We start from the raw sequence: 23,780 nt of genomic DNA, 5'->3' as shown, positions 1-23,780 counted from the left end.
GGCGAGGGCGCGCCCCCCCGTTGAACGGCGCAGCACTCACATTTTGGGGGCCGCTGCGCCCCCGCGGGGAGGCAGGCTCCCTCGCCACAGTTACCGATTCTGTCTTAACTGACTGGCATCAGGGCTTGCCCACCGCTATCGCAGGCAAGCCAGCTCCCACAGTTGGTTGCATTTCAAATGTAGATCGCAAAAAAAACGCCAACCCTAGGGTTGGCGTTTTCGCGCAGCGCTTAGCGCATCACTGCGGTTTCTTGCGACCAAAACCAGGACGCTGGCCGGAACCGGCCGGGGCGCCACGGCGCTTGCCCGAAGGCTCGTCCGCGACCAGTTTCGGGCCAGGGCGCTTGTTCGCCGCTGGCTTGGCTGGACGCTTGGTGCTGGCGTTGTCGGCCGGGCGATCCGCTTCACCACGGTTGCTGCGACCACCCGCCGGAGCAGGACGCGGCGTACGTGGCGCACGCTCGCCTTCTTGACGCGATGGTGTGGTGGGGCGGCGTTCACCTTCAATGTGCGGCTGACGCGAGATACGACCGCCGGTGGCCGGTGCATCCAGCGCAGGGCGCAGGGTGCGGGCAACACGTTCGGTACGTGGCACTGGGCGCGACGATTTGCGCTGCATACGCTCAAGCTTGTCTTTGCTCTTGGCGTTCATTTGCGGCATGGCAACCGGCGTCAGGCCCACTTCGGCGCTGAGGATATCGACCTCGTACTGGCTCATTTCGCGCCAGCGGCCCATCGGCAGGTCGGAGTTCAGGAACACCGGGCCAAAACGCACGCGCTTGAGGCGGCTGACCACCAGGCCCTGGGACTCCCACAGGCGACGCACTTCACGGTTACGGCCTTCCATCACCACGCAGTGGTACCAGTGGTTGAAACCTTCGCCACCCGGCGCCTGCTTGATGTCGGTGAACTTGGCCGGGCCGTCTTCGAGCACCACGCCCGCCTTGAGGCGTTCGATCATCTCGTCATCGACTTCACCACGTACACGCACGGCGTATTCACGGTCCATCTCGTAGGACGGGTGCATCAGGCGGTTGGCCAACTCACCGTCAGTGGTGAACATCAGCAAGCCGGTGGTGTTGATGTCCAGGCGGCCGATGTTGATCCAGCGGCCTTCTTTAGGCTTGGGCATCTTGTCGAACACGGTCGGACGGCCTTCCGGGTCGTCACGGGTGCAGATCTCGCCGTCGGGCTTGTTGTACATGATCACGCGGCGCACCGATTCGGCGGCCTCTTCACGCTTGATGACCTTGCCATCAATGGTGATTGCATCGTGCAGGTCGACGCGCTGGCCGAGGGTTGCCTCGACGCCGTTGACCTTGATGCGCTTCTGGGTGATCCAGGCTTCGACGTCGCGGCGCGAGCCCACGCCGATACGCGCCAGCACTTTTTGCAGTTTTTCGCCTGCTGGGCCGATTTCCTGGTCTTTCTGGTCTTGGTCATTCATCGTAAGCACCTCCCGGTGGGTCGATTCAGGCGTGGCCTGAGGGTATTGAAAGCGGGGCCTTGGCCAAATAGCTCGGCAAGGGGTCGCGAATCATACGCGCATGGCGCGTGTTGCGCATCCCAGACTAGTCGATAACGCCCAGCTCATTTGCTTTTCCGCCGACCGGTGGCCCCCAGGGCCAGCAATCGCAGCTCGGCTTCGGCCAGCACCATGCGCTTGTCGGCTTTATCGAGTTTCTTCCAGGCACGGATTTCACGCTTGCTGCGGCCACAGCCGACGCAGATGTCATCGTTGAATTTGCAGATGCTGATGCACGGGTCTTTCATGGCACTCATGGTCGATCCTCTGTGGGAGCTGGCTTGCCTGCGATGGCATCACCTCCTTGCATCTGAGAGACCGAGGCGTCTGCATCGCAGGCAAGCCAGCTCCCACATGGGTTGCGCGGTGAACGTCAGAGCCGGTCAGTCTTCGAGCTGTCGGCGCTCGTTTTCGATGGCTTCGGCCAGCGCCCGGGCTTCGTCTTCTTCGTCACTCAGGGGTGGCTGTTCGAGGGCGGCGACGGCGGCCAGGAGCTTTTCGCGGGCTTCAGCCACGCCGAGAATATCTTCTTCGGTTTGGACCTCAGGCTCGGATTCAACGTTCACCTGGGTTTCTGGCTGCGCCGCACCATCACGCAGCAAATCGTCGAAGTCGGTCTTGATCCCCTGCTCCATGTCGTCCAGCTCCAGCAACAACGTATGGAAACTGGTTTCGTCCTTGGGCTCCTCCGGCTCGGCGCTGGCGTCGGCCAGTTCCTGCAGGCTTTGCGGCACCGGCGCGTCGTCGAAGTCGAGCACCGGCTCGGCCTCCATTTCGCGCAGCTCGGCCAGGGGTGGCAGGTCGTCGAGGTTTTTCAGGTTGAAATGATCGAGGAACACCTTGGTGGTGGCGAACATGGCTGGTTTGCCCGGCACATCGCGGTAGCCAACAATGCGGATCCACTCACGCTCCAGCAGGGTCTTGACGATATGGCTGTTGACCGCCACACCACGCACATCTTCGATCTCGCCCCGAGTGATGGGCTGGCGATAGGCGATCAGCGCCATGGTCTCCAGCATCGCCCTCGAGTAGCGCTGCGGGCGTTCTTCCCACAAACGCCCGACCCACGGTGAAAACTTCTCACGGATCTGCAGGCGGTAACCCGACGCCACTTCACGCAGTTCAAAGGCACGGCCCTCGCAGGATTTGCGCAGGATCTCCAAGGCCTTCTTGAAGACCGGCGGCTCCGGGCGTTCGGCCTCTTCAAAGAGTTCGAACAGGCGCTCCAGAGATTGCGGTTTACCCGAGGCCAGGAGAAAGGCCTCCAGCAAAGGGGCCAGTTCGCGGGGTTCAGTCAGATTCATCGATTCAGCTCGTTATTCGGCTCGCGCCCGCACGTGGATAGCCGCAAAAGGCTCATTCTGCACCAGCTCGACCAAGGACTCCTTCACCAGCTCAAGGATCGCCATAAAAGTCACCACCACGCCCAGTCGGCCCTCTTCGGCAGTAAACAACTCGACAAAGGGTACAAACCCACCGCCCTTGAGACGTTCCAGCACATCGCTCATGCGCTCGCGGGTGGACAGCGCTTCACGGCTGACCTGGTGGCTCTCGAACATATCGCCACGGCGCAGTACTTCGGCCATGGACATCAGCAATTCTTCCAGACTCACGTCCGGCAGCAACTTGCGCGCGCGCGCCTCGGGAGCGTCGAGCTTGGGCACCACCACATCACGGCCCACACGGCTCAGGCCGTCGATGCCTTCGGCGGCGGCCTTGAAGCGTTCGTACTCCTGCAGGCGGCGGATCAGCTCGGCGCGCGGGTCATCCTCTTCGGCTTCCACCGTCTCCGAGCGCGGCAACAGCATGCGCGACTTGATCTCGGCGAGCATGGCGGCCATGACCAGGTACTCGGCGGCCAGTTCCAGGCGCACCGACTGCATCAGCTCGACATAGCCCATGTACTGGCGGGTGATTTCTGCCACCGGAATGTCGAGGATGTTGATGTTCTGCTTGCGGATCAGGTACAGCAGCAAGTCCAGCGGGCCTTCGAAGGCTTCAAGGAACACCTCCAGGGCGTCCGGCGGGATGTACAGGTCCAGGGGCATTTCCATGACCGCCTGGCCATACACCATGGCAAACGGCAGTTCCTGCTGGGCGCCAGCCTGGGGATCAGCGGCTTCCACGGCTGACATTCAGGCCTCGACCATGAACGGAGCCGGGTCGCCACAACCCACACGCACCACTTCTGGTTCGCCATCGGCCAGGTTGATCACCGTGGAGGCCTTGTTGCCGCCGTAGCCGCCGTCGATGATCAGGTCGACGTGCTTTTCCAGCAAACGGCGCATTTCGTAAGGGTCGTACAACGGCTCGGTTTCGCCGGGCAGGATCAACGACACGCTCATCAGCGGTTCGCCCAACTCGGCCAGCAGCGCCAGGGCAATCGGGTGTTCCGGCACGCGCAGGCCAATGGTGCGTTTCTTCGGGTGCAGCAACAGGCGCGGCACTTCGCGGGTGGCGTTGAGGATGAAGGTGTAGGGCCCCGGCGTGTGGGCCTTGAGCAGGCGGAAGGTGCCGGTGTCGACCTTGGCGAACAGCCCGAGCTGGGACAAGTCGCTGCAGATCAGCGCAAAGTTGTGCTTGTCGTCCAGCTGGCGCAGGCGCCTTACTCGCTCCACCGCGCCCTTGTCGCCGATCTGGCAGCCAATGGCGTAGGACGAATCAGTCGGATAGATCACCACGCCGCCGGCACGGATGATCTCCACGGCCTGCTTGATCAGGCGCGCCTGAGGGTTTTCCGGATGAATCTGGAAGAATTGGCTCACGTGCTCTACCTGTTCAGACGGTGGCAATAATGGGGTCATGCTTGAATCGCCCCCACAACAGCGGCAGATCTTCCGGGACCTGGCGATATTCGCCAATCTCGGACCAGCCGCCTGGGCCATGAAAGTCACTGCCGGCACTGACCAGCAGACCAAATTCGCGGGCGAGGATCGCCAGGCTGCCGACCTGTTCGGCGGGTTGATGCCCGTTGACCACCTCGATGGCGTGGCCACCCGCTCCAATATAGTCGCTGATCAGCTTGCGGCGCTTGCTGCGGGTGAAATCGTAATGCCAGGGATGCGCCAGGCTCACCCAGGCCCCGGAGGCCCGCAGGGTCTGGACGGTGTCTTCCAGGGTCGGCCAGTGCAGCTTCACATCGCCTAACTTGCCGGCGCCCAGCCATTTGCGAAAGGCCTCGGCGCGATCCTTCACATAGCCTTCACGTACCATCCAGTCGGCAAAGTGCGGACGGGCCGGTGCGTTGCCGCTGTCGCCCAGTTCCTGCTGGACAGCACGGGCACCGTCGAGGGCACCTGGCATACCTTTGAGGCTGAGCTTGCGGCTTATTTCTTCGGACCGCAGCCAGCGGCCATCGTGCAATTGGGCAATCGCCGCCACCAAGGGCGGGGCCTTTTGATCAAAACCGTAGCCCAGCACGTGGATGGTGGCGCCGCCCCAGGTGCAGGACAATTCCACGCCGCTGACCAACTGCATACCCAGGGAGTGCGCGGCCTGGCGGGCTTCGTCGAGGCCTTCAAGGGTGTCATGGTCGGTCAATGCCAAAACTCGCACGCCTTTTTCAAACGCACGCGCAACCAGTACCGCGGGCGCCAGGGCGCCGTCGGAGGCCGTGCTGTGGCAGTGCAAATCAACATTCACGGGGGTGTGTAACCTCAAGTCAGCTGGCGCTATCGCAACCAAGGATGTTTGTTATTATGCCGCCACATCCAGCTTCTGGCTCTTACTGTGAAACAATTCATCGACTTCATCCCGCTGTTGCTGTTTTTCATCGTTACCAAACTCGACCCCAGGGTCATCGAAATCGCCGGCCACGAGCTGTCGTTCGGGGGCATCTACAGTGCCACTGCCGTACTGATCATCAGCTCTATCGTAGTGTACGGCGCCATCTTCATCTCGCAGCGCAAGCTGGAAAAAAGCCAATGGCTCACCCTCGTCGCCTGCCTGGTGTTCGGTGGCCTGACCCTGGCCTTCCACAGCGAAACCTTCCTTAAATGGAAAGCCCCTGTGGTGAACTGGCTGTTCGCCCTGGTGTTTATCGGCAGCCACTTCATCGGTGACCGCCTGCTGATCAAGCGGATCATGGGCCATGCGCTGACCTTGCCGGAGCCGGTGTGGGTGCGCCTGAACGTGGCCTGGATCGTGTTCTTCCTGTTCTGCGGCGCCGCCAACCTGTTCGTGGCCTTCACCTTCCAGGACTACTGGGTCGACTTCAAAGTGTTTGGCAGCCTGGGCATGACCGTATTGTTTTTGATCGGCCAGGGCATCTACCTGTCACGCCACCTGCATGACACCACACCGAAAACCGAGGACTGACATGCTCTACGCCATCATTGCCACCGACGTTGCCAACTCCCTGGAAAAACGCCTGAGCGTACGCCCGGCCCACGTCGAGCGCCTCAAACAGCTGCAAGCCGAAGGCCGCATGGTACTGGCCGGCCCGCACCCGGCCGTCGACAGCAATGACCCAGGCGACGCGGGTTTCAGCGGAAGCCTGATCGTCGCCGAGTTCGCCTCCCTGGCCGACGCCCAGGCCTGGGCCAAGGCTGATCCTTATGTCGCAGCAGGCGTCTACGCCGATGTAGTGGTCAAGCCGTTCAAGCAAGTCTTGCCTTGAACCCGGCTGCGTCGAACCTAATCGTTTCGGCGCACTCCTAATGGCTCGAGGCATCACCGGTGGGGCCTTCGCCGCCGACAATGGCTAAATTGAGTGAGTCATGAGCGAGCTGTTACTGATAGATGATGACCAGGAGCTCTGTGAGCTGCTGACCAGTTGGTTGAGCCAGGAAGGTTTCCAGGTACGCGCCTGCCATGACGGCTTGAGCGCCCGAAAAGCCCTGGCCGACAGCGCGCCTGCGGCCGTCGTGCTCGACGTGATGCTACCCGACGGCAGCGGCCTGGAGCTACTCAAGCAATTGCGCAACGACCACCCGGAGCTGCCGGTGCTGATGCTCTCGGCCCGGGGCGAACCCTTGGACCGCATCCTCGGCCTGGAACTGGGCGCCGACGACTACCTGGCCAAGCCTTGCGATCCGCGCGAGCTGACGGCTCGCCTGCGCGCCGTATTGCGCCGCAGCCACCCGGCCGCGGTATCGACCCAGCTGGAACTGGGCGACCTGTGCTTCAGCCCGGTGCGCGGCGTTGTCAGCATCGATGAACAGGAGTTCGCCCTCACCGTCTCCGAAAGCCGCCTGCTTGAAGCATTGCTGCGTCAGCCCGGCGAGCCCCTGGATAAACAGGAACTGGCGCAGATCGCCCTGGGCCGCAAGTTGACCCTGTATGACCGCAGCCTGGACATGCACGTCAGCAACCTGCGTAAAAAGATCGGCCCACACCCCGATGGCCGGCCACGGATCGTGGCGCTGCGTAGTCGTGGTTACTACTACAGCCCCTAAACATCACGCTTAACCCTGTGGGAGCTGGCTTGCCTGCGATAGCGGTGGGCCAGTTAGCATGAGGGTGCCTGACACACCGCTATCGCAGGCAAGCCAGCTCCCACCAGTGTTCTCATCAGCCTCGAGGTTTTGTCAGTTCCTATCAAACCCGTCTTTACCGAAGCTTTACCCTACCCTGACCGCCGCTGACCTTGCTCTGCGTAACCTACTCACATCCGGACTCACCGGAATAGAGACAGGAGAATCACCATGCGCAAGACCCTTATCGCTTTGATGTTCGCCACTGCCCTGCCCACCGTTGCCATGGCAATGCCGGAAGGCCCAGGCCCGATGGGTGGTCCTGAAAGCCACATGATGGGCGGCCCAGGCCACGGTGAACACGGTCCGCGTGGCAAAGGCGGCCCGTTCAGCCAGCTGGACTTGAGCAAGGAACAGCGCGAGCAGATCCGCAAGCTGATGGGTGACCAATGGCACGCCCGCAAAGACTTGGTCAAAAAGTACCTAGACAAACTGCCAGCCGCTGACCAGAAGGCGATGCAGGACGAAATCGCCGCCGGCAAGCAGAAAACCCAGACCGATATCCGTGCCGTGCTCAAGCCCGACCAGCAGAAGAAGTACGACGAAATCGTCAAGAAACAAGCCGAGCGCCGCGCCGAATGGAAAGAGTTCCAGGCCTGGAAAGCCCAGCAAGCGCAAAAAGCGCAATAATGATCTAGCTTCACCCCAGCCCAGTGGCTCGCGCCGCTGGGCTTTTCCTGTTTGAGGGTTTCCTGTGCGTTCATTGTTCTGGCGTATCCTGGCGAGTTTCTGGCTGGCCATCGCCCTGGTTGCCGGTTTGTCGATCCTGCTTGGGCACATGCTCAACCAGGACGCCTGGATTCTCAGCCGCCACCCTGGCCTCAACAACCTGGCCCAAGAGTGGACGCAGCTCTACGAGAGCCAGGGTGAAGACGCCGCCCAGGAGTTGCTGCAGCAGCGCAAACGCCAGTACCACATCGACGTGCAAGTGCTTAACGAAAGCGGCGAGCCAGTGGTGCGCGGTACCTTCCCGCGCCGCGCCGCCGCCTTCGAAGCCCGCCAGAACGACAGCCAGGACGGCCATCTGCCGTGGCGACGCCTGACCGCCGAATACACCAGCGACAAAACCGGCGACACCTACCTATTGATCTACCGTATTCCTCACCCGGAGCTGGACGCCTGGCACCGCAGCAGCCTGCTGTGGCCGCTCAGTGCATTGGCGATTACCCTGGTGGTGCTGACCCTGTTCAGCCTGCTGGTGACCTTGTCCATCACCCGACCGCTCAGCCGTCTGCGCGGCGCGGTGCATGACCTGGGGCAAACCACTTATCAACAGAACAGTCTGGCGCAACTGGCCAACAGGCGCGATGAATTCGGCGTGCTGGCCAACGACTTCAACCGCATGGGCGCGCGCCTGCAAAGCCTGATCGGCAGCCAGCGCCAGTTGCTGCGCGACGTCTCCCACGAACTGCGCTCGCCGTTGGCGCGCTTGCGTATCGCCCTGGCCTTGGCCGAACGCGCCAGCCCCGAAGAACGGGAAAAACTCTGGCCGCGCCTGACCCGCGAATGCGATCGACTGGAGGCCTTGATCAGCGAGATCCTGGTATTGGCACGGGTCGACGCCGACAACGCCAGCGCCGAAGACATCGACCTCACCCCGTTGCTTAAAACGCTGCAAAAGGACGCCCAACTCAGTGCCCCCGAGCAAGTGGTGCAACTGACGACTGCCAATGACTTGCAGCTTAAAGGCTGGCCGACCATGATCGAACGCGCCGTGGACAACCTGCTGCGCAATGCCCAGCGCTTCAACCCGGGGGGCGAACCGATTGAATTGCAGGCCCAGCATCAAGGCGGGCGCATTCTGATCAGCGTACGCGACCACGGACCCGGCGTTGAAGCCGAGCACCTGAGCCAATTGGGCGAGCCGTTCTACCGGGCGCCGGGCCAGACCGCCCAAGGCCATGGCCTGGGCCTGGCCATCGCCCGTCGCGCCGCCGAGCGCCATGGCGGTAACCTGATCCTGGCCAACCATCCCGATGGCGGCTTTATCGCCAGCATCGAACTGCCCTTGATCCCTGGGGTTGCCACACCGGTGGGATGATCTTCTATAGTGGCCCTTCTCTTACGGAGGGCCTTTGATGACAGACCTGCTGACTCCCATCCAAGCCGCACTCGCTTTACCGCACGCCCCACTGCCCCAGCCCCAGGCCGGCGCCTTGCCCTCGACCTTCGCCGTGACAGACCTGGCGGCCGCCAGCATCGGCGCCGCAGGCCAGGCCGTCGGCCAGTTGATTGAGCAACAAACCGGGCGCCTGCCCAGCGTCAGCGTGGATCGGCGCCTGGCCTCGTTGTGGTTCTCCTCGTCGATTCGCCCCGTGGGGTGGCAAGTGCCGCCTTTGTGGGACCCGGTAGCGGGTGATTACGCCAGCGTCGACGGCTGGATCCGTCTGCACACCAACGCGCCCCATCATCGCGCAGCGGCCGAGCGGGTATTGGGGCCTGCCGCTGATCGCGCAGCCATGGCGAGTAGAGTCGCGACCTGGAAAGCCGCCGAACTGGAACAGGCGGTTGTCGATGCGGGCGGTTGTGCGGCGCAGATGCGTAGCTGGCAAGCCTGGCAGCAGCATCCCCAAGGCTTGGCGGTAAACGCCGAAGCGTTGATCCAGCGTCAGGTCTTCGAACCCGGCACCGACAAACCCTGGCTCGGTTCCGCAGCACGCCCACTGGCCGGCATCAAGGTGCTGGATTTGACCCGGGTGCTGGCCGGCCCGGTGGCCAGTCGTTTCCTCGCCGGCTTGGGTGCCAGCGTACTGCGCATCGACTCGCCCACCTGGAACGAACCTGGCGTCGTCCCGGAAATGACCCTGGGTAAACGCTGCGCCCGCCTGGATCTAACGAGCCACGACGACCGGCAAGTGTTCGAAGCGTTGCTCAAGGACGCCGACATCCTGTTCCACGGTTACCGCGCCGATGCCCTGGAGCAACTCGGTTATACCCTTGGCGAACGTCAGCACATCGCCCCCGGACTGATAGACGTCAGCCTCAACGCCTACGGCTGGAGCGGCCCATGGCGTAATCGGCGTGGCTTTGACAGCCTGGTGCAGATGAGCAGCGGGATTGCCGAGGCCGGCATGGCTTGGAAACAGACGGATAAACCGCTGCCGCTACCGGTGCAGGCGCTGGATCACGCCACCGGCTATTTGATGGCCGCCAGTGCTATCCGGGCGTTGGCCGAGCGCCTGGACTCCGGACGCGGCGGTTCGGCGCGCTTGTCGTTGGCGCGTACGGCGAAGTTGCTGGTGGAGGCCGGGCAAGTGCCACTGCAAGCGGCATTGCGCGAAGAAGACATCAATGACCAAGGCCTGGTGGTGGAGCAGACAGCCTGGGGCCAGGCCCATCGGCTACTCGCGCCGCTGAGCATCAGTGGCACGCCGTTGCAGTGGGATTTGCCGGCGGTGGAGTTAGGGTCACACCGACCTCAGTGGTGACCTGGGCACCGCTATCGCAGGCAAGCCAGCTCCCACAGGATCAAACAACACGGTCCACTGTGGGAGCCGGGCTTGCCCGCGATGGGGCCATCACCGTCGCTATCAATCCCCGCGGTTTAACGACGTCCACAAATGCTGCGCCGCATACGCCCTCAACGGCCGCCACGCCTCGGCCCGCGCCAATAATTGCCGAGCCGACACCGGCCCACCTTCCAAGGCTGCCAAAGCATTGATCAGCCCGATATCCCCCGACGCAAACGCATCCGCCTCGCGCAACTGGCGCATGGCGATGTACTGCGCGGTCCACTCTCCAATCCCCGGCAACGCCACCAACTGTGCAACGCCGTCCTGGAGGCTGGCCTTGGGTTGGAAAAGCTGAGGATCATCCAACAGTGCCTGGGCCACACCGGACAAGGTGTGGCCCCGCGCCTTGGGCATGCCCAGGGTGGCCAGGTCCGCCGCCGCCAGCACTTCAGGTGTCGGGAACAGGTGGGTAATACCGCGGTGTGGGGTTTTCAGGGGCTGGCCATACTGCGCCACCAGCTTGCCCGCCAGGCGAATCGCCGCTACCACGGTGATCTGCTGGCCCAGCACCGCACGAATCGCCAACTCCAGCCCGTCCCAGGCCCCGGGCACACGAAGACCAGGACGGGCCGCAACCAGCTGCGCCATCAACGGGTCACAAGCCAGCTGGGTATTGATCAACTCCGGTCGGGCATCCAGATCGAACATGGCCCGCAAGCGTCGATCGATTTCGGGCAGGGCCGTTGAGTCAGGAAATTCGACGCTGGCTTCCAGCCAATCGCCCGCTCCCGGCGCCACGCTGAGCCACCCCTGTTGCCCGTTCACGCTGATGCTGCGCCGGTACACACCAGCCTCAACGATCTCTAATCCACTGATGGCCCGAGCTGACAAAAACGCCAACATCGCCGCCCAGTCATAGGGCGGCTGATATGCCAATCTCACAACGACAATACCCCGCTATACAACCCATATGCCGCCAGCCCGGCGCCCGCGATCACGCAGCTGAAAATGCCCTTTTCCACGTGAGTAAACAAGGGCTGGCCTTGCTCGCGCTTGGCTTGGGCGAACAGGATCACACCCGGGGCATACAGCAGTGCCGACAGCAGCAAATACTTCAAGCCCCCTGCGTACAACAGCCATACCGCATAGCCGAGGGCAATCAGCCCCACCATCAAGTCTTTCAGGCGCTGGCGCTGGGCGCCGGCATAGGTTTCTCCACGCCCGCTGAGCAACACCGCATAAGCCGCCGACCACAGGTACGGCACCAGGATCATCGACGACGCCAGGTAGATCAGGGTGGTGTAGGTACTGGCTGAAAACAGCGTGATCACCAGGAATGCCTGGATCATCACGTTGGTCAGCCACAACGCGTTAACCGGCACCTGATTGGCATTTTCCTTTTTCAGGAACGCCGGCATGGTCTTGTCATGGGCAGTGGCATAGAGAATTTCCGCGCAGAGCAACGCCCACGAAAGCAATGCCCCGAGCAGCGAAACGGCCAGGCCGATGCTAATCAATACTGCGCCCCAGAGCCCGACAATGTGTTCCAGCACGCCCGCCAGCGACGGGTTCTGCAATTGGGCCAGTTCCGGCTGGTTCATGATGCCCAGGGACAGCACATTCACCAGCACCAACAGCGCCAGCACGCCCAGGAAACCAATCACCGTCGCACGCCCCACATCCGAGCGTTTCTCGGCTCGCGCCGAATAAACGCTGGCGCCTTCGATGCCGATAAACACGAACACCGTGACCAGCATCATGTGGCGCACCTGCTCGACCACAGTGCCCATTTGCGGATTGCCCAGGCCCCAGATATCACGGGTGAAGATGTCCGCCTTGAACGCCACCGCGGCAATCACGATAAACATCAGCAGCGGCACGATCTTCGCCACGGTGGTGATCTGGTTGATGAAAGCAGCTTCTTTGATCCCGCGCATCACCAGAAAATGCACCGCCCACAACAACAGCGATGCACAGCCGATGGCCAGCGGGGTATTGCCCTGGCCGAACGCCGGAAAAAAGTAACCCAGGGTGCTGAACAGCAACACGAAATAGCCGACGTTGCCCATCCACGCGCTGATCCAATAGCCCCAGGCCGATGAGAACCCCATGTAGTCGCCGAAGCCGGCCTTGGCGTAGGCGTACACCCCGGAATCCAGTTCCGGTTTGCGGTTGGCCAAGGTCTGGAACACAAAGGCCAGGGTCAGCATGCCGATGGCGGTGATCGCCCAGCCGATCAAGATGGCGCCCACTTCGGCACGGGCAGCCATGTTCTGCGGCAACGAAAAGATGCCGCCGCCAATCATCGAGCCCACCACCAGGGCAATCAGGGCACTGAGCCGAAGTTTCTGGGCGGGTTGGGACATGCAGGTTCCTCGAAATTTTCGGTTGGGCGACAACTGCGCACACAAGTAATTCAAATGGATGAAGGTTTCATAACATAAGGATATGTAAAGGCGCGAAGTTTAGGCTTATTTAGAATTTAAATACGTCAATTATGAAGTGTTCGCCAAACAACGGACAAAAAATTTGCACATTCGCAAATAAGAACTAGCGTCAACACCCATGCCCCGACCAATTGATTAACCATAAAGCAGAGAGCGCTCTACCCAGCGCCTTTGCGGGATTTTTTCGCCCGCAAAACCTCACCCTAAGTCGTTAATTCACAATGGAATGTGCCAATGAAGTGATCTGAGTCAGCTGTTTGATTAGCGCACGGAATTATTCTGTGGTCTCTCTTCTCCTGCATTGGAGTCATGCAATGTCTGAAACTCCCGGAAAACTTCGATTAGGCGCCCTGGTCGCACTTGTCGTCGGCTCGATGATTGGCGGCGGCATTTTTTCATTGCCACAAAACATGGCCGCCAGCGCCGATGTCGGTGCAGTGTTGATCGGCTGGGTGATTACCGCCATCGGCATGTTGACCCTCGCCTTCGTGTTCCAGACCCTCGCCAACCGCAAGCCTGACCTCGACGGCGGGGTGTACGCCTACGCCAAGGCCGGTTTCGGCGACTACATGGGTTTCTCATCGGCCTGGGGCTACTGGATCAGTGCCTGGCTGGGCAACGTCGGTTACTTCGTATTGCTGTTCAGCACCCTGGGTTACTTCTTCCCGATCTTTGGCGAAGGCAATACGCCGGCGGCAGTGATCGGTGCGTCGGTGCTGCTGTGGGCCGTGCATTTCCTGGTGCTGCGCGGGATCAAGGAAGCGGCGTTCATCAATCTGGTGACCACCGTCGCCAAGGTCGTGCCGCTGCTGCTGTTTGTGCTGATTGCCCTGTTTGCGTTCAAGCTGGACATCTTCACCGCCGACATCTGGGGCGTGAAAAACCCGGACCTGGGCAGTGTGATGAACCAGGTGCGCAACATGATGCTGGTCACCGTGTGGGTGTTTATCGGCATCGAAGGCGCGAGCATCTTCTCGTCCCGTGCCGAAAAACGCAGTGACGTGGGCAAGGCCACCGTGATCGGTTTTATCACTGTGCTGCTGTTCCTGATGCTGGTGAACGTGCTGTCCCTGGGGATCATGACCCAGCCGGAACTGGCCAAGTTGCAGAACCCGTCGATGGCCGCCGTGCTGGAGCATGTGGTCGGCCACTGGGGGGCGGTGCTGATCAGCGTCGGCTTGATCATCTCGCTGCTGGGCGCGTTGCTGTCGTGGGTGCTGTTGTGTGCAGAGATCATGTTCGCCGCCGCCAAGGACCACACCATGCCGGAGTTCTTGCGCAAGGAGAACGCCAACCATGTGCCGGTCAACGCCCTGTGGCTGACCAACGCGATGGTGCAGATATTTCTGGTGATCACGCTGTTTTCCGCCAGCACCTACCTGTCACTGATCTACCTCGCCACCTCAATGATTCTGGTGCCTTACCTGTGGTCGGCGGCCTACGCCCTGCTGCTGGCGGTGCGCGGCGAGACCTACGAGAACGCCCTGAAAGAGCGCAAGAAAGACCTGTTCATCGGCGCCGTCGCCCTGATCTACGCGATCTGGCTGCTCTATGCCGGCGGCACCAAATACCTGCTGCTTTCCGCCCTGCTCTACGCCCCTGGCGCGATCCTGTTCGCCAAGGCCAAACGTGAACTGGGCAAACCGATTTTCACCAACGTCGAGAAGCTGATCTTCGCCGCAGTAGTCATTGGCGCCCTGGTGGCGGCCTATGGGCTCTATGACGGCTTCCTGACTCTGTAATTGTGTGTTCACTGGAGGATCTGTAATGACCACGGAAAAAGTGAAGTACGGCGTACATTCCGAAGCCGGCAAACTGCGCAAAGTCATGGTGTGCTCCCCAGGTTTGGCCCACCAGCGGCTGACCCCCAACAACTGCGACGAACTGCTGTTTGATGACGTGCTGTGGGTGGCCCAGGCCAAGCGCGACCACTTCGACTTCGTGACCAAGATGCGCGAGCGGGACATTGATGTGCTGGAAATGCACAACCTGCTCACCGACATCGTCGCCAACCCAGAAGCGCTGGACTGGATTCTGGAACGCAAGATCACCGCCAACACCGTTGGCCTGGGCCTGGTCGATGAAGTCGGCTCGTGGCTGCGCAGCCTGGAGCCGCGCAAAATCAGCGAATACCTGATTGGCGGCGTATCGGCCGACGACCTGCCGAGCAGCTTCGGTGGCAAGACCATCGAGATGTTCCGCGATTTTCTCGGCCACGCCAGTTTCATCTTGCCGCCACTGCCCAACACCCAGTTCACCCGCGACACCACCTGCTGGATCTACGGCGGCGTGACGCTTAACCCGATGTACTGGCCGGCACGACGCCAGGAAACCCTGCTGGCCAGCGCCATCTATAAATTCCACCCCGAGTTCACCAACGCCGACTTCCAGATCTGGTACGGCGACCCCGACCAGGAACACGGCGCTGCCACGCTGGAAGGCGGCGACGTGATGCCGATTGGCAACGGCGTAGTGTTGATCGGCATGGGTGAGCGCTCGTCCCACCAGGCCATCGGCCAACTGGCGCGCAACCTGTTCAAGAACAAAGCCGTGGAAAAGGTCATCGTTGCCGGCCTGCCCAAATCCCGCGCCGCGATGCACCTGGACACCGTGTTCAGCTTCTGCGACCGCGACCTGGTCACCGTCTTCCCGGAAGTGGTCAACCAGATCGTGCCTTTCACCCTGCGCCCTGACGAGAGCAAGCCCCACGGCATCGACATCCAGCGCGAGAAAACTAACTTCCTCGAAACCGTGGCTGCAGCGCTCAATCTCAAGGCCCTGCGCGTGGTCGAGACCGGCGGCAACAGCTTCGCCGCCGAACGCGAGCAATGGGATGACGGCAACAACGTGGTGGCCGTGGAACCGGGCGTGGTGATTGGCTACGACCGCAACACCTACACCAACACCCTGCTGCGCAAGGCCGGTGTGGAAGTCATCACCATCAGCGCCGGTGAACTCGGCCGTGGCCGTGGCGGCGGCCACTGCATGACCTGCCCGATCATCCGCGACCCTATCGACTATTAAGGAGATTCCATCATGGCTTTCAATATGCGCAACCGCAGCCTGCTGTCGCTGATGCACCACACCACTCGCGAACTGAATTACCTGCTGGACCTGTCCCGCGACCTCAAACGCGCCAAATACACCGGCACCGAGCGTCCGCACCTGCAAGGCAAAAACATCGCGTTGATCTTCGAAAAAACCTCGACCCGCACCCGTTGCGCTTTCGAAGTTGCGGCCCATGATCAGGGCGCCCACGTCACCTATATCGACCCGGTGTCGTCGCAGATCGGCCACAAAGAAAGCATGAAAGACACCGCCCGCGTACTGGGCCGGATGTTCGATGCCATCGAGTACCGTGGTTTTGAGCAGGAAATCGTCGAAGAGCTGGCCAAGTTCGCCGGTGTGCCGGTGTTCAACGGCCTCACCGCCGAATTCCACCCGACCCAGATGATCGCCGACACCCTCACCATGCGCGAACACAGCGACAAGCCGCTGCATGACATCAGCTACGCCTACCTCGGGGACGCCCGCTACAACATGGGCAACTCGCTGCTGATGATCGGCGCCAAGCTCGGTATGGACGTGCGCATCGGCGCGCCGAAAGCGCTGTGGCCTCATGAAGACTTCATCAAACAGTGCCAGGCCTTTGCCGAGGAAAGCGGCGCGCGCATCACCATCACCGAAGACCCGAAAGAAGCCGTGAAGGGCGTGGACTTCATCCACACCGATATCTGGGTGTCCATGGGCGAACCGGTGGAAGCGTGGGACGAGCGCATCGAGCAACTGCTGCCGTACCAGGTCAACGCCAAGATGATGAAAGCCTCGGGCAACCCTCGGGTGAAATTCATGCATTGCCTGCCGGCGTTCCACAACAGTGAAACCAAGGTCGGCAAGGACATCGCGGCGCGCTATCCGCACCTGGCCAATGGCGTGGAAGTGACCGAAGAGGTGTTCGAGTCGCCGGCCAATATTGCCTTCGAGCAAGCGGAAAACCGCATGCATACCATCAAGGCGATTCTGGTGTCGGCGTTGGCGGACATTTAATTTCCACGGTGTGAACACCGTCAGTGTGGGAGCTGGCTTGCCTGCGATAGCGGTGGGTCTGGCAACAGCAGGTCGCCTGCCAGGCCCTCATCGCAGGCAAGCCAGCGCCCACATTGACCGAGGTGTTCATGCGTTCCCTGAAAGGATTTTCTTTATGCGCATCGTCGTAGCCCTGGGCGGCAACGCCCTCCTGCGTCGTGGTGAACCCATGACCGCAGACAATCAACGGGCCAACATCCGTATCGCCACCGAACAGATCGCCAAGATCCACCCCGGCAACGAGTTGGTGATCGCCCACGGCAATGGCCCGCAAGTCGGCCTGCTGTCATTGCAGGCGGCGGCCTACACCAGCGTCTCGCCTTACCCACTGGACGTGCTGGGCGCCGAGACCGAGGGCATGATCGGCTACATCATCGAACAGGAACTGGGCAACCTGCTGGACTTCGAAGTACCGTTCGCCACCCTGCTCACCCAGGTCGAAGTCGACGCCCAGGACCCTGCCTTCCAGAACCCCACCAAGCCCATCGGCCCGGTGTATGCCAAAGCCGAAGCCGAGAAACTCGCCGCTGAGAAAGGTTGGGCCATCGCGCCCGACGGCGACAAATACCGCCGTGTGGTCGCCAGCCCGCGCCCCAAACGCGTCTTTGAAATTCGCCCGATCAAGTGGCTGCTGGAAAAAAGCGCCATCGTGATCTGTGCTGGTGGTGGCGGCATACCGACCATGTATGGCGAAGATGGCAAGCTGCGCGGCATTGAAGCGGTGATCGACAAAGACCTGTGTTCCTCCTTGCTGGCCACGCAACTGGAGGCCGATTTGCTGGTGATCGCCACCGACGTCAACGCCGCCTTTATCGACTTCGGCAAGCCCACCCAGAAGGCCATCGGCCAGGCCCACCCCGACGATATGGAAAAACTCGGCTTCGCCGCCGGCTCCATGGGCCCCAAGGTCCAGGCCGCCTGCGAGTTCGCCCGTCAGACTGGCAAAACCGCGGTGATCGGTTCACTCTCGGACATCGAAGCCATCGTCCAGGGCAGCGCCGGCACCCGCATCAGCACGGCAAAACCTGGCATCACCTACCTGTGAAGTTGAGGAGAAACGCCTATGGCTATCTTTGAACCCGGCCACTTGCATATCGAGCGACACGCGCTGAACAAGGACGATGTCAGCTACGACCTGTGCCTGGACTACGAAGTCGTCACGGATGACCGCGAAGGCAAAGGCATGCAGTTCACCCTGCACGGCAGCATCCAGGGCAAGGACATGAAGGAAACGTTTTTCCTGCCCAAGGACCAGGCCTACAACTTCGCCAGCAATGTGACCAAGATTGTCGAAAAATACGGCATTCCCAAGACCCATAGCAGCATCGGCTCGCAACACACGCATTACGATCGGATGTTCGAAGATGTGCGCCAGCAGTTGGATATGAAATCCGGCGACCCGGTCAAACCCGAACACCTGGAATAACCTTCCCCCCAATCGAATGTGGGAGCTGGCTTGCCTGCGATAGCGACGTGTCAGACGATATTTTCGGTAACTGACCCACCGCCATCGCAGGCAAGCCAGCTCCCACATTTTGATCTCCACCGGCTCCAAGGCATACTGGCCACCCTCAGCACTCCAGAATCAAGATCCGCCCCATGCGTATCCACGTCAGCTTCATCGACCGCGTCGGCATCACCCAGGAAGTCCTGGCCTTGCTCGGTGGGCGCAATCTCAATCTGGATGCGGTGGAGATGGTGCCGCCCAATGTCTATATCGATGCGCCGACCCTCAGCGCCGAAGTGCTCGAAGAACTGCGCGACGCGTTGTTCAGCGTGCACGGCGTGCAAGCGGTAAAGGTCGTCGACATCCTTCCGGGCCAGCGTCGCCACTTGCAACTCGACGCCCTGCTGGCGGCCATGACCGACCCGGTGCTGGCCCTGGACAGTGCAGGCAAGATCCTGCTGGCCAATCCGGCGCTGATCGCCTTGTACGGGCGTGAACCGGCTGGTGAGAGCATCGCCGAGCTGTTCGATGATCCGGCATTGCTGGAAACCTTGCTGGACCAGGGCTTTCGATTGCCGTTGCGCGAGATCAGCGTGAACGGCCAGACCTTGCTGCTGGGCGCCACGCCGATCACCGACGCCGGCGCCCTGCTCACCCTCTACCAGCCCAACCGCATCGGCGAACAACTGTCAGCGCTGCACCATGACCATGCCGAAGGATTTGATGCGCTGCTGGGCGAATCCCCGGCGATCCGCACGCTCAAGGCGCGGGCGCAACGGGTGGCGGCGCTGGATGCACCGCTGCTGATCCAGGGCGAAACCGGTACCGGCAAAGAGCTGGTGGCACGCGCCTGCCACGCCATCAGTGCGCGTCACAGTGCGCCGTTTCTGGCATTGAACTGCGCGGCACTGCCGGAAAATCTCGCCGAAAGTGAATTGTTTGGCTATGCCCCTGGCGCCTTTACCGGCGCGCAACGCGGTGGCAAACCAGGGCTGATGGAGCTGGCCAACCAGGGCACGGTGTTCCTTGATGAGATCGGTGAGATGTCGCCGTACCTGCAAGCCAAACTGCTGCGTTTTCTCAATGACGGCAGCTTTCGCCGCGTGGGCGGTGACCGCGAGGTGAAGGTCAATGTGCGCATCCTCAGCGCCACCCACCGCGACCTGGAAAAGATGGTCAGCGAAGGCACCTTTCGCGAAGACTTGTTCTACCGCCTCAACGTGCTCAATGTCGCCGTACCGCCCTTGCGTGAACGCGGCCAGGACATCCTGCTACTGGCGCGCTACTTCATGCAGCAAGCCTGCGCGCAGATCCAGCGCCCGGTCTGCCGCCTGGCGCCGGGTACCTATCCAGCCCTGCTGGGCAACCACTGGCCGGGCAACGTGCGGCAGTTGCAAAACGTGATCTTCCGCGCTGCCGCCATCTGCGAAAGCAGCCTGGTGGACATCGGCGACCTGGACATCGCCGGCACCTCCGTGGCGCGCCAGAGCGATGGTGAAGTCGACAGCCTGGAACAGGCCGTGGAAGATTTCGAGCGCAGCCTGCTGGAAAGCCTCTACAGCCGCTACCCCTCGACCCGCCAACTGGCCAGCCGGCTACAAACCTCCCACACGGCTATCGCCCATCGCCTGCGCAAATACGGCATTCCCAACAAACCCTGACGGAATAAACGCGGTTCAACTGTGGGAGCTGGCTTGCCTGCTCCCACAGAGACCGCATTACAGATTTGGTCTGAGAACGACATCCAGTGTACTGAAAGCGCTACAGCGTAACGATATCGCTACAACCCTGTTTTTTGCGCGCCATGCAAGGCTTTGATCCACATAGGCTTTTTTTCACGCACCGGACTGTAGCGAAATCGCTACAGCTCACCCCTCGAACTTTATAGCTGAATTTATTAACTCTTTGATCTATAACGATTTAACAACGTTGGCCGCGATATTGCTAAGCAACTCCTCATTATTCCAATCCCGTCCACCAGACGATTCTGGCCCTGAGGAGTTTCCATGAGCGAGTTGCGTTTCACTGAAGATCACGAATGGCTGCGCGCCGAAGCCGATGGCAGCGTCACCGTGGGTATCACCGCTTTTGCGCAGAATGCGCTGGGTGATGTGGTTTTCGTGCAACTGCCAGAGTTGCAGGCTTACACCAAGGGCGCCGAAGCCTCCACCGTGGAGTCGGTCAAGGCCGCCAGTGGTGTGTACATGCCGTTGGACGGTGAAGTCCTCGAAGTCAACGATAAGCTCGATGGCAGCCCGGAACTGGTCAACGAAGACCCGATGGGCGAAGGCTGGTTCTTCCGTTTTAAACCCGCCGATGCCGATGCAGTGGCTAAGCTGTTGGATCAGGATGCGTACGACCGCCTGATCAAAGCCAACGCTGAAGCTTGAGGAGCGCGCCATGACCGTTAATCTGACCACCGCCAACGAATTCATCGCCCGCCACATCGGCCCGCGCCAGGAAGATGAGCAGCAAATGCTCGCCAGCCTGGGGTTTGATTCCCTCGAAGCCCTGAGCGCCAGCGTGATCCCGGAAAGCATCAAGGGCACCAGCGTGCTCGGCCTGGAAGACGGCCTGAGCGAAGCCCAGGCCCTGGCCAAGATCAAGGCCATTGCCGGCCAGAACCAACTGTTCAAGACCTACATCGGCCAGGGCTACTACAACTGCCATACGCCGTCGCCGATCCTGCGCAACCTGCTGGAAAACCCGGCCTGGTACACCGCCTACACGCCGTATCAACCCGAGATTTCCCAAGGCCGCCTGGAAGCCCTGCTGAATTTCCAGACCCTGATCAGCGACCTCACCGGCCTGCCGATTGCCAACGCCTCCCTGCTCGACGAAGCCACGGCCGCCGCCGAAGCCATGACCTTCTGCAAGCGCCTGAGCAAGAACAAAAGCAGCAACGCGTTCTTCGCTTCGGTGCACAGCCACCCACAAACCCTCGACGTCCTGCGTACCCGTGCCGAGCCACTGGGCATCGATGTAGTGGTGGGCGATGAGCGCGAACTGACCGACGTCAGCCCGTTCTTCGGCGCCCTGCTGCAATACCCGGCCAGCAACGGCGATGTGTTCGACTATCGCGAACTGACCGAACGTTTCCACGCCGCCAACGCACTGGTCGCCGTGGCCGCCGACTTGCTGGCCCTGACCCTGCTGACGCCGCCGGGTGAATTCGGCGCCGACGTCGCCATTGGCAGCGCACAACGCTTTGGCGTACCACTGGGCTTCGGTGGCCCGCACGCGGCGTACTTCTCCACCAAGGATGCGTTCAAGCGCGACATGCCAGGCCGTCTGGTCGGCGTTTCCGTCGACCGCTTCGGCAAGCCGGCCCTGCGCCTGGCCATGCAAACCCGCGAGCAACATATCCGCCGCGAGAAAGCCACCAGCAACATCTGCACCGCGCAAGTGCTGCTGGCCAATATCGCCAGCATGTACGCCGTTTACCACGGCCCCAAGGGCCTGACGCAGATCGCCCAGCGCATTCACCAACTGACCGCGATCCTGGCCAAGGGTTTGACTGCCCTGGGCCAGAAAGTCGAGCAGGCACACTTCTTCGACACCCTGACAATCCACACCGGCGCCCACACCGCAGCCCTGCACGACAAGGCCCGCGCCCAGCGCATCAACTTGCGCGTGGTGGATGGCGAACGCGTTGGCCTGTCGGTCGACGAAACCACCACCCAGGCCGATATCCAAGCCTTGTGGGCCATCTTCGCCGACGGCAAAACCCTGCCAGCCTTTGCTGCAACCGAAAGCACCCTGCCAAGCGCATTGCTGCGTCAGTCGCCGATCCTCAGCCACCCGGTGTTCAACCGTTATCACTCGGAAACCGAGCTGATGCGCTACCTGCGCAAGCTGGCCGACAAGGACCTGGCCCTGGACCGCACCATGATCCCGCTGGGCTCGTGCACCATGAAGCTCAACGCCGCCAGCGAAATGATCCCGGTGACCTGGGCCGAATTCGGTGCCCTGCACCCGTTCGCCCCCGCCGCGCAAAGCGCCGGCTACCTGCAACTGACCACCGAACTGGAAGCCATGCTCTGCGCGGCCACCGGTTACGACGCGATCTCCCTGCAACCCAACGCCGGCTCCCAAGGTGAGTACGCCGGCCTCTTGGCCATCCGTGCCTATCACCAGAGCCGTGGCGAAGAACGTCGCGACATCTGCCTGATCCCGTCGTCAGCCCATGGTACCAACCCTGCGACCGCCAACATGGCCGGCATGCGCGTGGTGGTGACCGCTTGCGATGCACGCGGCAACGTCGACATCGAAGACCTGCGCGCCAAGGCCATCGAGCACCGCGAGCACCTCGCAGCACTGATGATCACCTACCCCTCTACCCACGGCGTGTTCGAGGAAGGTATTCGCGAAATCTGCGGGATCATTCATGACAACGGCGGCCAGGTGTACATCGACGGCGCCAACATGAACGCCATGGTCGGCCTGTGCGCACCGGGCAAGTTCGGCGGCGATGTGTCCCACCTGAACCTGCACAAAACCTTCTGCATTCCCCACGGCGGTGGCGGCCCGGGCGTTGGCCCGATTGGCGTCAAGTCGCACCTCACGCCATTCCTGCCCGGCCACGCAGCCATGGAACGCAAGGAAGGCGCGGTGTGCGCTGCGCCGTTCGGCAGCGCGAGCATTCTGCCGATCACCTGGATGTACATCAGCATGATGGGCGGCGCCGGCCTCAAGCGTGCGTCGCAGTTGGCGATCCTGAATGCCAATTACATTTCCCGTCGCCTGGAAGAGCACTACCCGGTGCTGTACACCGGCAGCAATGGCCTGGTGGCCCACGAATGCATCCTGGACCTGCGCCCATTGAAAGACAGCAGCGGCATCAGCGTGGACGACGTGGCCAAGCGCCTGATCGATTTTGGTTTCCATGCGCCGACCATGTCGTTCCCAGTGGCCGGCACCTTGATGATCGAGCCCACCGAAAGTGAATCCAAGGAAGAGCTGGACCGCTTCTGCGACGCCATGATCGCCATCCGCGAAGAGATTCGCGCAGTGGAAAACGGCACCCTCGACAAAGACGACAACCCCCTCAAGAACGCGCCGCACACGGCAGCGGAACTGGTAGGCGAATGGAGCCACCCATACACTCGTGAACAAGCGGTGTACCCGGTAGCGTCGTTGATCGAAGGCAAGTACTGGCCGCCGGTTGGCCGGGTCGACAACGTGTTTGGCGATCGCAACCTGGTGTGTGCGTGCCCGTCGATCGAGAGCTACGCCTGATCTGACGGGAGATACGCGGCCAGTGTGGGAGCTGGCTTGCCTGCGATAGCGGTGTATCAGCCGACAGTGATGTTGCCTGACCCACCGTTATCGCGGGCAAGCCCGGCTCCC

General features: G+C 61.5%; 22 protein-coding genes. 14 read left to right on the top strand and 8 right to left on the bottom strand.

Annotation, left to right across the window (positions count from 1 at the left end):
• Positions 1-238: 238 nt before the first annotated feature.
• The 6 genes from rluB to GIV35_RS16200 all read right to left on the bottom strand — a co-directional run bounded on the left by rluB (position 239) and on the right by GIV35_RS16200 (position 5,167).
• Complete coding sequence (rluB, locus tag GIV35_RS16225; protein ID WP_014719681.1) at positions 239-1,447, bottom strand: 23S rRNA pseudouridine(2605) synthase RluB; 1,209 nt, start codon at positions 1,445-1,447, stop codon at positions 239-241.
• A gap of 143 nt (positions 1,448-1,590) precedes the next feature.
• On the bottom strand, positions 1,591-1,782 hold the full coding sequence (locus tag GIV35_RS16220) for a DUF1289 domain-containing protein (protein ID WP_198716243.1): 192 nt from the start codon (positions 1,780-1,782) through the stop codon (positions 1,591-1,593).
• Positions 1,783-1,908: 126 nt separating this feature from the next.
• Positions 1,909-2,829 (bottom strand): SMC-Scp complex subunit ScpB, encoded by a 921-nt coding sequence (gene scpB / locus GIV35_RS16215; RefSeq protein ID WP_236264281.1) that lies wholly within the window; start codon positions 2,827-2,829, stop codon positions 1,909-1,911.
• A gap of 12 nt (positions 2,830-2,841) precedes the next feature.
• Positions 2,842-3,540, bottom strand: coding sequence for a segregation and condensation protein A (locus GIV35_RS16210; RefSeq protein ID WP_164365898.1), 699 nt, complete (start codon positions 3,538-3,540; stop codon positions 2,842-2,844).
• Between the two features lie 120 nt (positions 3,541-3,660).
• Positions 3,661-4,290: an L-threonylcarbamoyladenylate synthase gene (locus tag GIV35_RS16205; RefSeq protein ID WP_003193796.1), complete on the bottom strand. Its 630-nt coding sequence runs from the start codon at positions 4,288-4,290 to the stop codon at positions 3,661-3,663.
• Positions 4,291-4,303: 13 nt separating this feature from the next.
• Positions 4,304-5,167 carry a PHP domain-containing protein gene (locus GIV35_RS16200; RefSeq protein ID WP_223022886.1) on the bottom strand — a complete coding sequence of 288 codons (864 nt, stop codon included), beginning with the start codon at positions 5,165-5,167 and terminating at the stop codon, positions 4,304-4,306.
• 87 nt (positions 5,168-5,254) lie between these two features.
• Here GIV35_RS16200 and GIV35_RS16195 point away from each other — a divergent pair, with 87 nt between their 5' ends.
• From GIV35_RS16195 to GIV35_RS16170, 6 genes are all read left to right on the top strand, one after another.
• Positions 5,255-5,842, top strand: a complete 588-nt coding sequence (locus tag GIV35_RS16195; RefSeq protein WP_034128542.1) for a septation protein A — start codon at positions 5,255-5,257, stop codon at positions 5,840-5,842.
• Position 5,843: 1 nt separating this feature from the next.
• Entirely contained in the window at positions 5,844-6,143 is a 300-nt protein-coding gene (locus GIV35_RS16190; protein ID WP_034128543.1) for a YciI family protein, read from the top strand.
• A 100-nt stretch (positions 6,144-6,243) separates the two neighbouring features.
• Positions 6,244-6,921 carry a response regulator transcription factor gene (locus GIV35_RS16185; protein ID WP_105228145.1) on the top strand — a complete coding sequence of 226 codons (678 nt, stop codon included), beginning with the start codon at positions 6,244-6,246 and terminating at the stop codon, positions 6,919-6,921.
• A gap of 249 nt (positions 6,922-7,170) precedes the next feature.
• Positions 7,171-7,629: an LTXXQ domain protein gene (locus GIV35_RS16180; protein WP_034128544.1), complete on the top strand. Its 459-nt coding sequence runs from the start codon at positions 7,171-7,173 to the stop codon at positions 7,627-7,629.
• Between the two features lie 64 nt (positions 7,630-7,693).
• Positions 7,694-9,040 (top strand): sensor histidine kinase, encoded by a 1,347-nt coding sequence (locus GIV35_RS16175; RefSeq protein ID WP_105750081.1) that lies wholly within the window; start codon positions 7,694-7,696, stop codon positions 9,038-9,040.
• A 37-nt stretch (positions 9,041-9,077) separates the two neighbouring features.
• Positions 9,078-10,427 carry a CoA transferase gene (locus tag GIV35_RS16170; protein WP_223022884.1) on the top strand — a complete coding sequence of 450 codons (1,350 nt, stop codon included), beginning with the start codon at positions 9,078-9,080 and terminating at the stop codon, positions 10,425-10,427.
• A 102-nt stretch (positions 10,428-10,529) separates the two neighbouring features.
• Here the strand turns inward: GIV35_RS16170 and GIV35_RS16165 are convergent, their stop codons facing one another.
• Positions 10,530-11,393, bottom strand: coding sequence for a DNA-3-methyladenine glycosylase family protein (locus tag GIV35_RS16165; RefSeq protein ID WP_236264282.1), 864 nt, complete (start codon positions 11,391-11,393; stop codon positions 10,530-10,532).
• On the bottom strand, positions 11,390-12,817 hold the full coding sequence (gene arcD, locus GIV35_RS16160; RefSeq protein ID WP_236264283.1) for an arginine-ornithine antiporter: 1,428 nt from the start codon (positions 12,815-12,817) through the stop codon (positions 11,390-11,392). Before arcD (GIV35_RS16160) ends, GIV35_RS16165 begins: the two co-directional genes overlap by 4 nt.
• A 395-nt stretch (positions 12,818-13,212) precedes the next feature.
• Between arcD (GIV35_RS16160) and arcD (GIV35_RS16155) the strand changes: the two genes are divergently transcribed.
• From arcD (GIV35_RS16155) to gcvP, 8 genes are all read left to right on the top strand, one after another.
• Complete coding sequence (gene arcD, locus GIV35_RS16155) at positions 13,213-14,640, top strand: arginine-ornithine antiporter (RefSeq protein WP_105228155.1); 1,428 nt, start codon at positions 13,213-13,215, stop codon at positions 14,638-14,640.
• Between the two features lie 25 nt (positions 14,641-14,665).
• A complete protein-coding gene (arcA, locus tag GIV35_RS16150; protein ID WP_200648693.1) occupies positions 14,666-15,922 on the top strand; it encodes an arginine deiminase in 1,257 nt (418 codons plus the stop codon).
• Positions 15,923-15,934: 12 nt separating this feature from the next.
• On the top strand, positions 15,935-16,945 hold the full coding sequence (locus tag GIV35_RS16145; RefSeq protein WP_005790837.1) for an ornithine carbamoyltransferase: 1,011 nt from the start codon (positions 15,935-15,937) through the stop codon (positions 16,943-16,945).
• 154 nt (positions 16,946-17,099) lie between these two features.
• Positions 17,100-18,029: a carbamate kinase gene (arcC, locus tag GIV35_RS16140; RefSeq protein ID WP_236264284.1), complete on the top strand. Its 930-nt coding sequence runs from the start codon at positions 17,100-17,102 to the stop codon at positions 18,027-18,029.
• Positions 18,030-18,047: 18 nt separating this feature from the next.
• Positions 18,048-18,410 (top strand): DUF5064 family protein, encoded by a 363-nt coding sequence (locus GIV35_RS16135; RefSeq protein ID WP_202692346.1) that lies wholly within the window; start codon positions 18,048-18,050, stop codon positions 18,408-18,410.
• A 173-nt stretch (positions 18,411-18,583) separates the two neighbouring features.
• Positions 18,584-20,092 carry a sigma-54-dependent transcriptional regulator gene (locus GIV35_RS16130; protein WP_003193823.1) on the top strand — a complete coding sequence of 503 codons (1,509 nt, stop codon included), beginning with the start codon at positions 18,584-18,586 and terminating at the stop codon, positions 20,090-20,092.
• A 345-nt stretch (positions 20,093-20,437) separates the two neighbouring features.
• Complete coding sequence (gene gcvH / locus GIV35_RS16125; protein WP_014719698.1) at positions 20,438-20,821, top strand: glycine cleavage system protein GcvH; 384 nt, start codon at positions 20,438-20,440, stop codon at positions 20,819-20,821.
• 10 nt (positions 20,822-20,831) lie between these two features.
• Positions 20,832-23,669 (top strand): aminomethyl-transferring glycine dehydrogenase, encoded by a 2,838-nt coding sequence (gcvP, locus tag GIV35_RS16120; RefSeq protein ID WP_236264285.1) that lies wholly within the window; start codon positions 20,832-20,834, stop codon positions 23,667-23,669.
• The last annotated feature ends 111 nt before the right edge of the window (positions 23,670-23,780 follow it).

It is taken from the genome of Pseudomonas sp. PA-1-6B, assembly GCF_021609545.1.
In the GTDB taxonomy this organism is placed as follows: Bacteria; Pseudomonadota; Gammaproteobacteria; order Pseudomonadales; family Pseudomonadaceae; genus Aquipseudomonas; species Aquipseudomonas fluorescens_BV.
The sequence above is the reverse complement of the archived record's forward strand: the minus strand, read 5'-3'. Positions and strand labels throughout refer to the sequence as shown.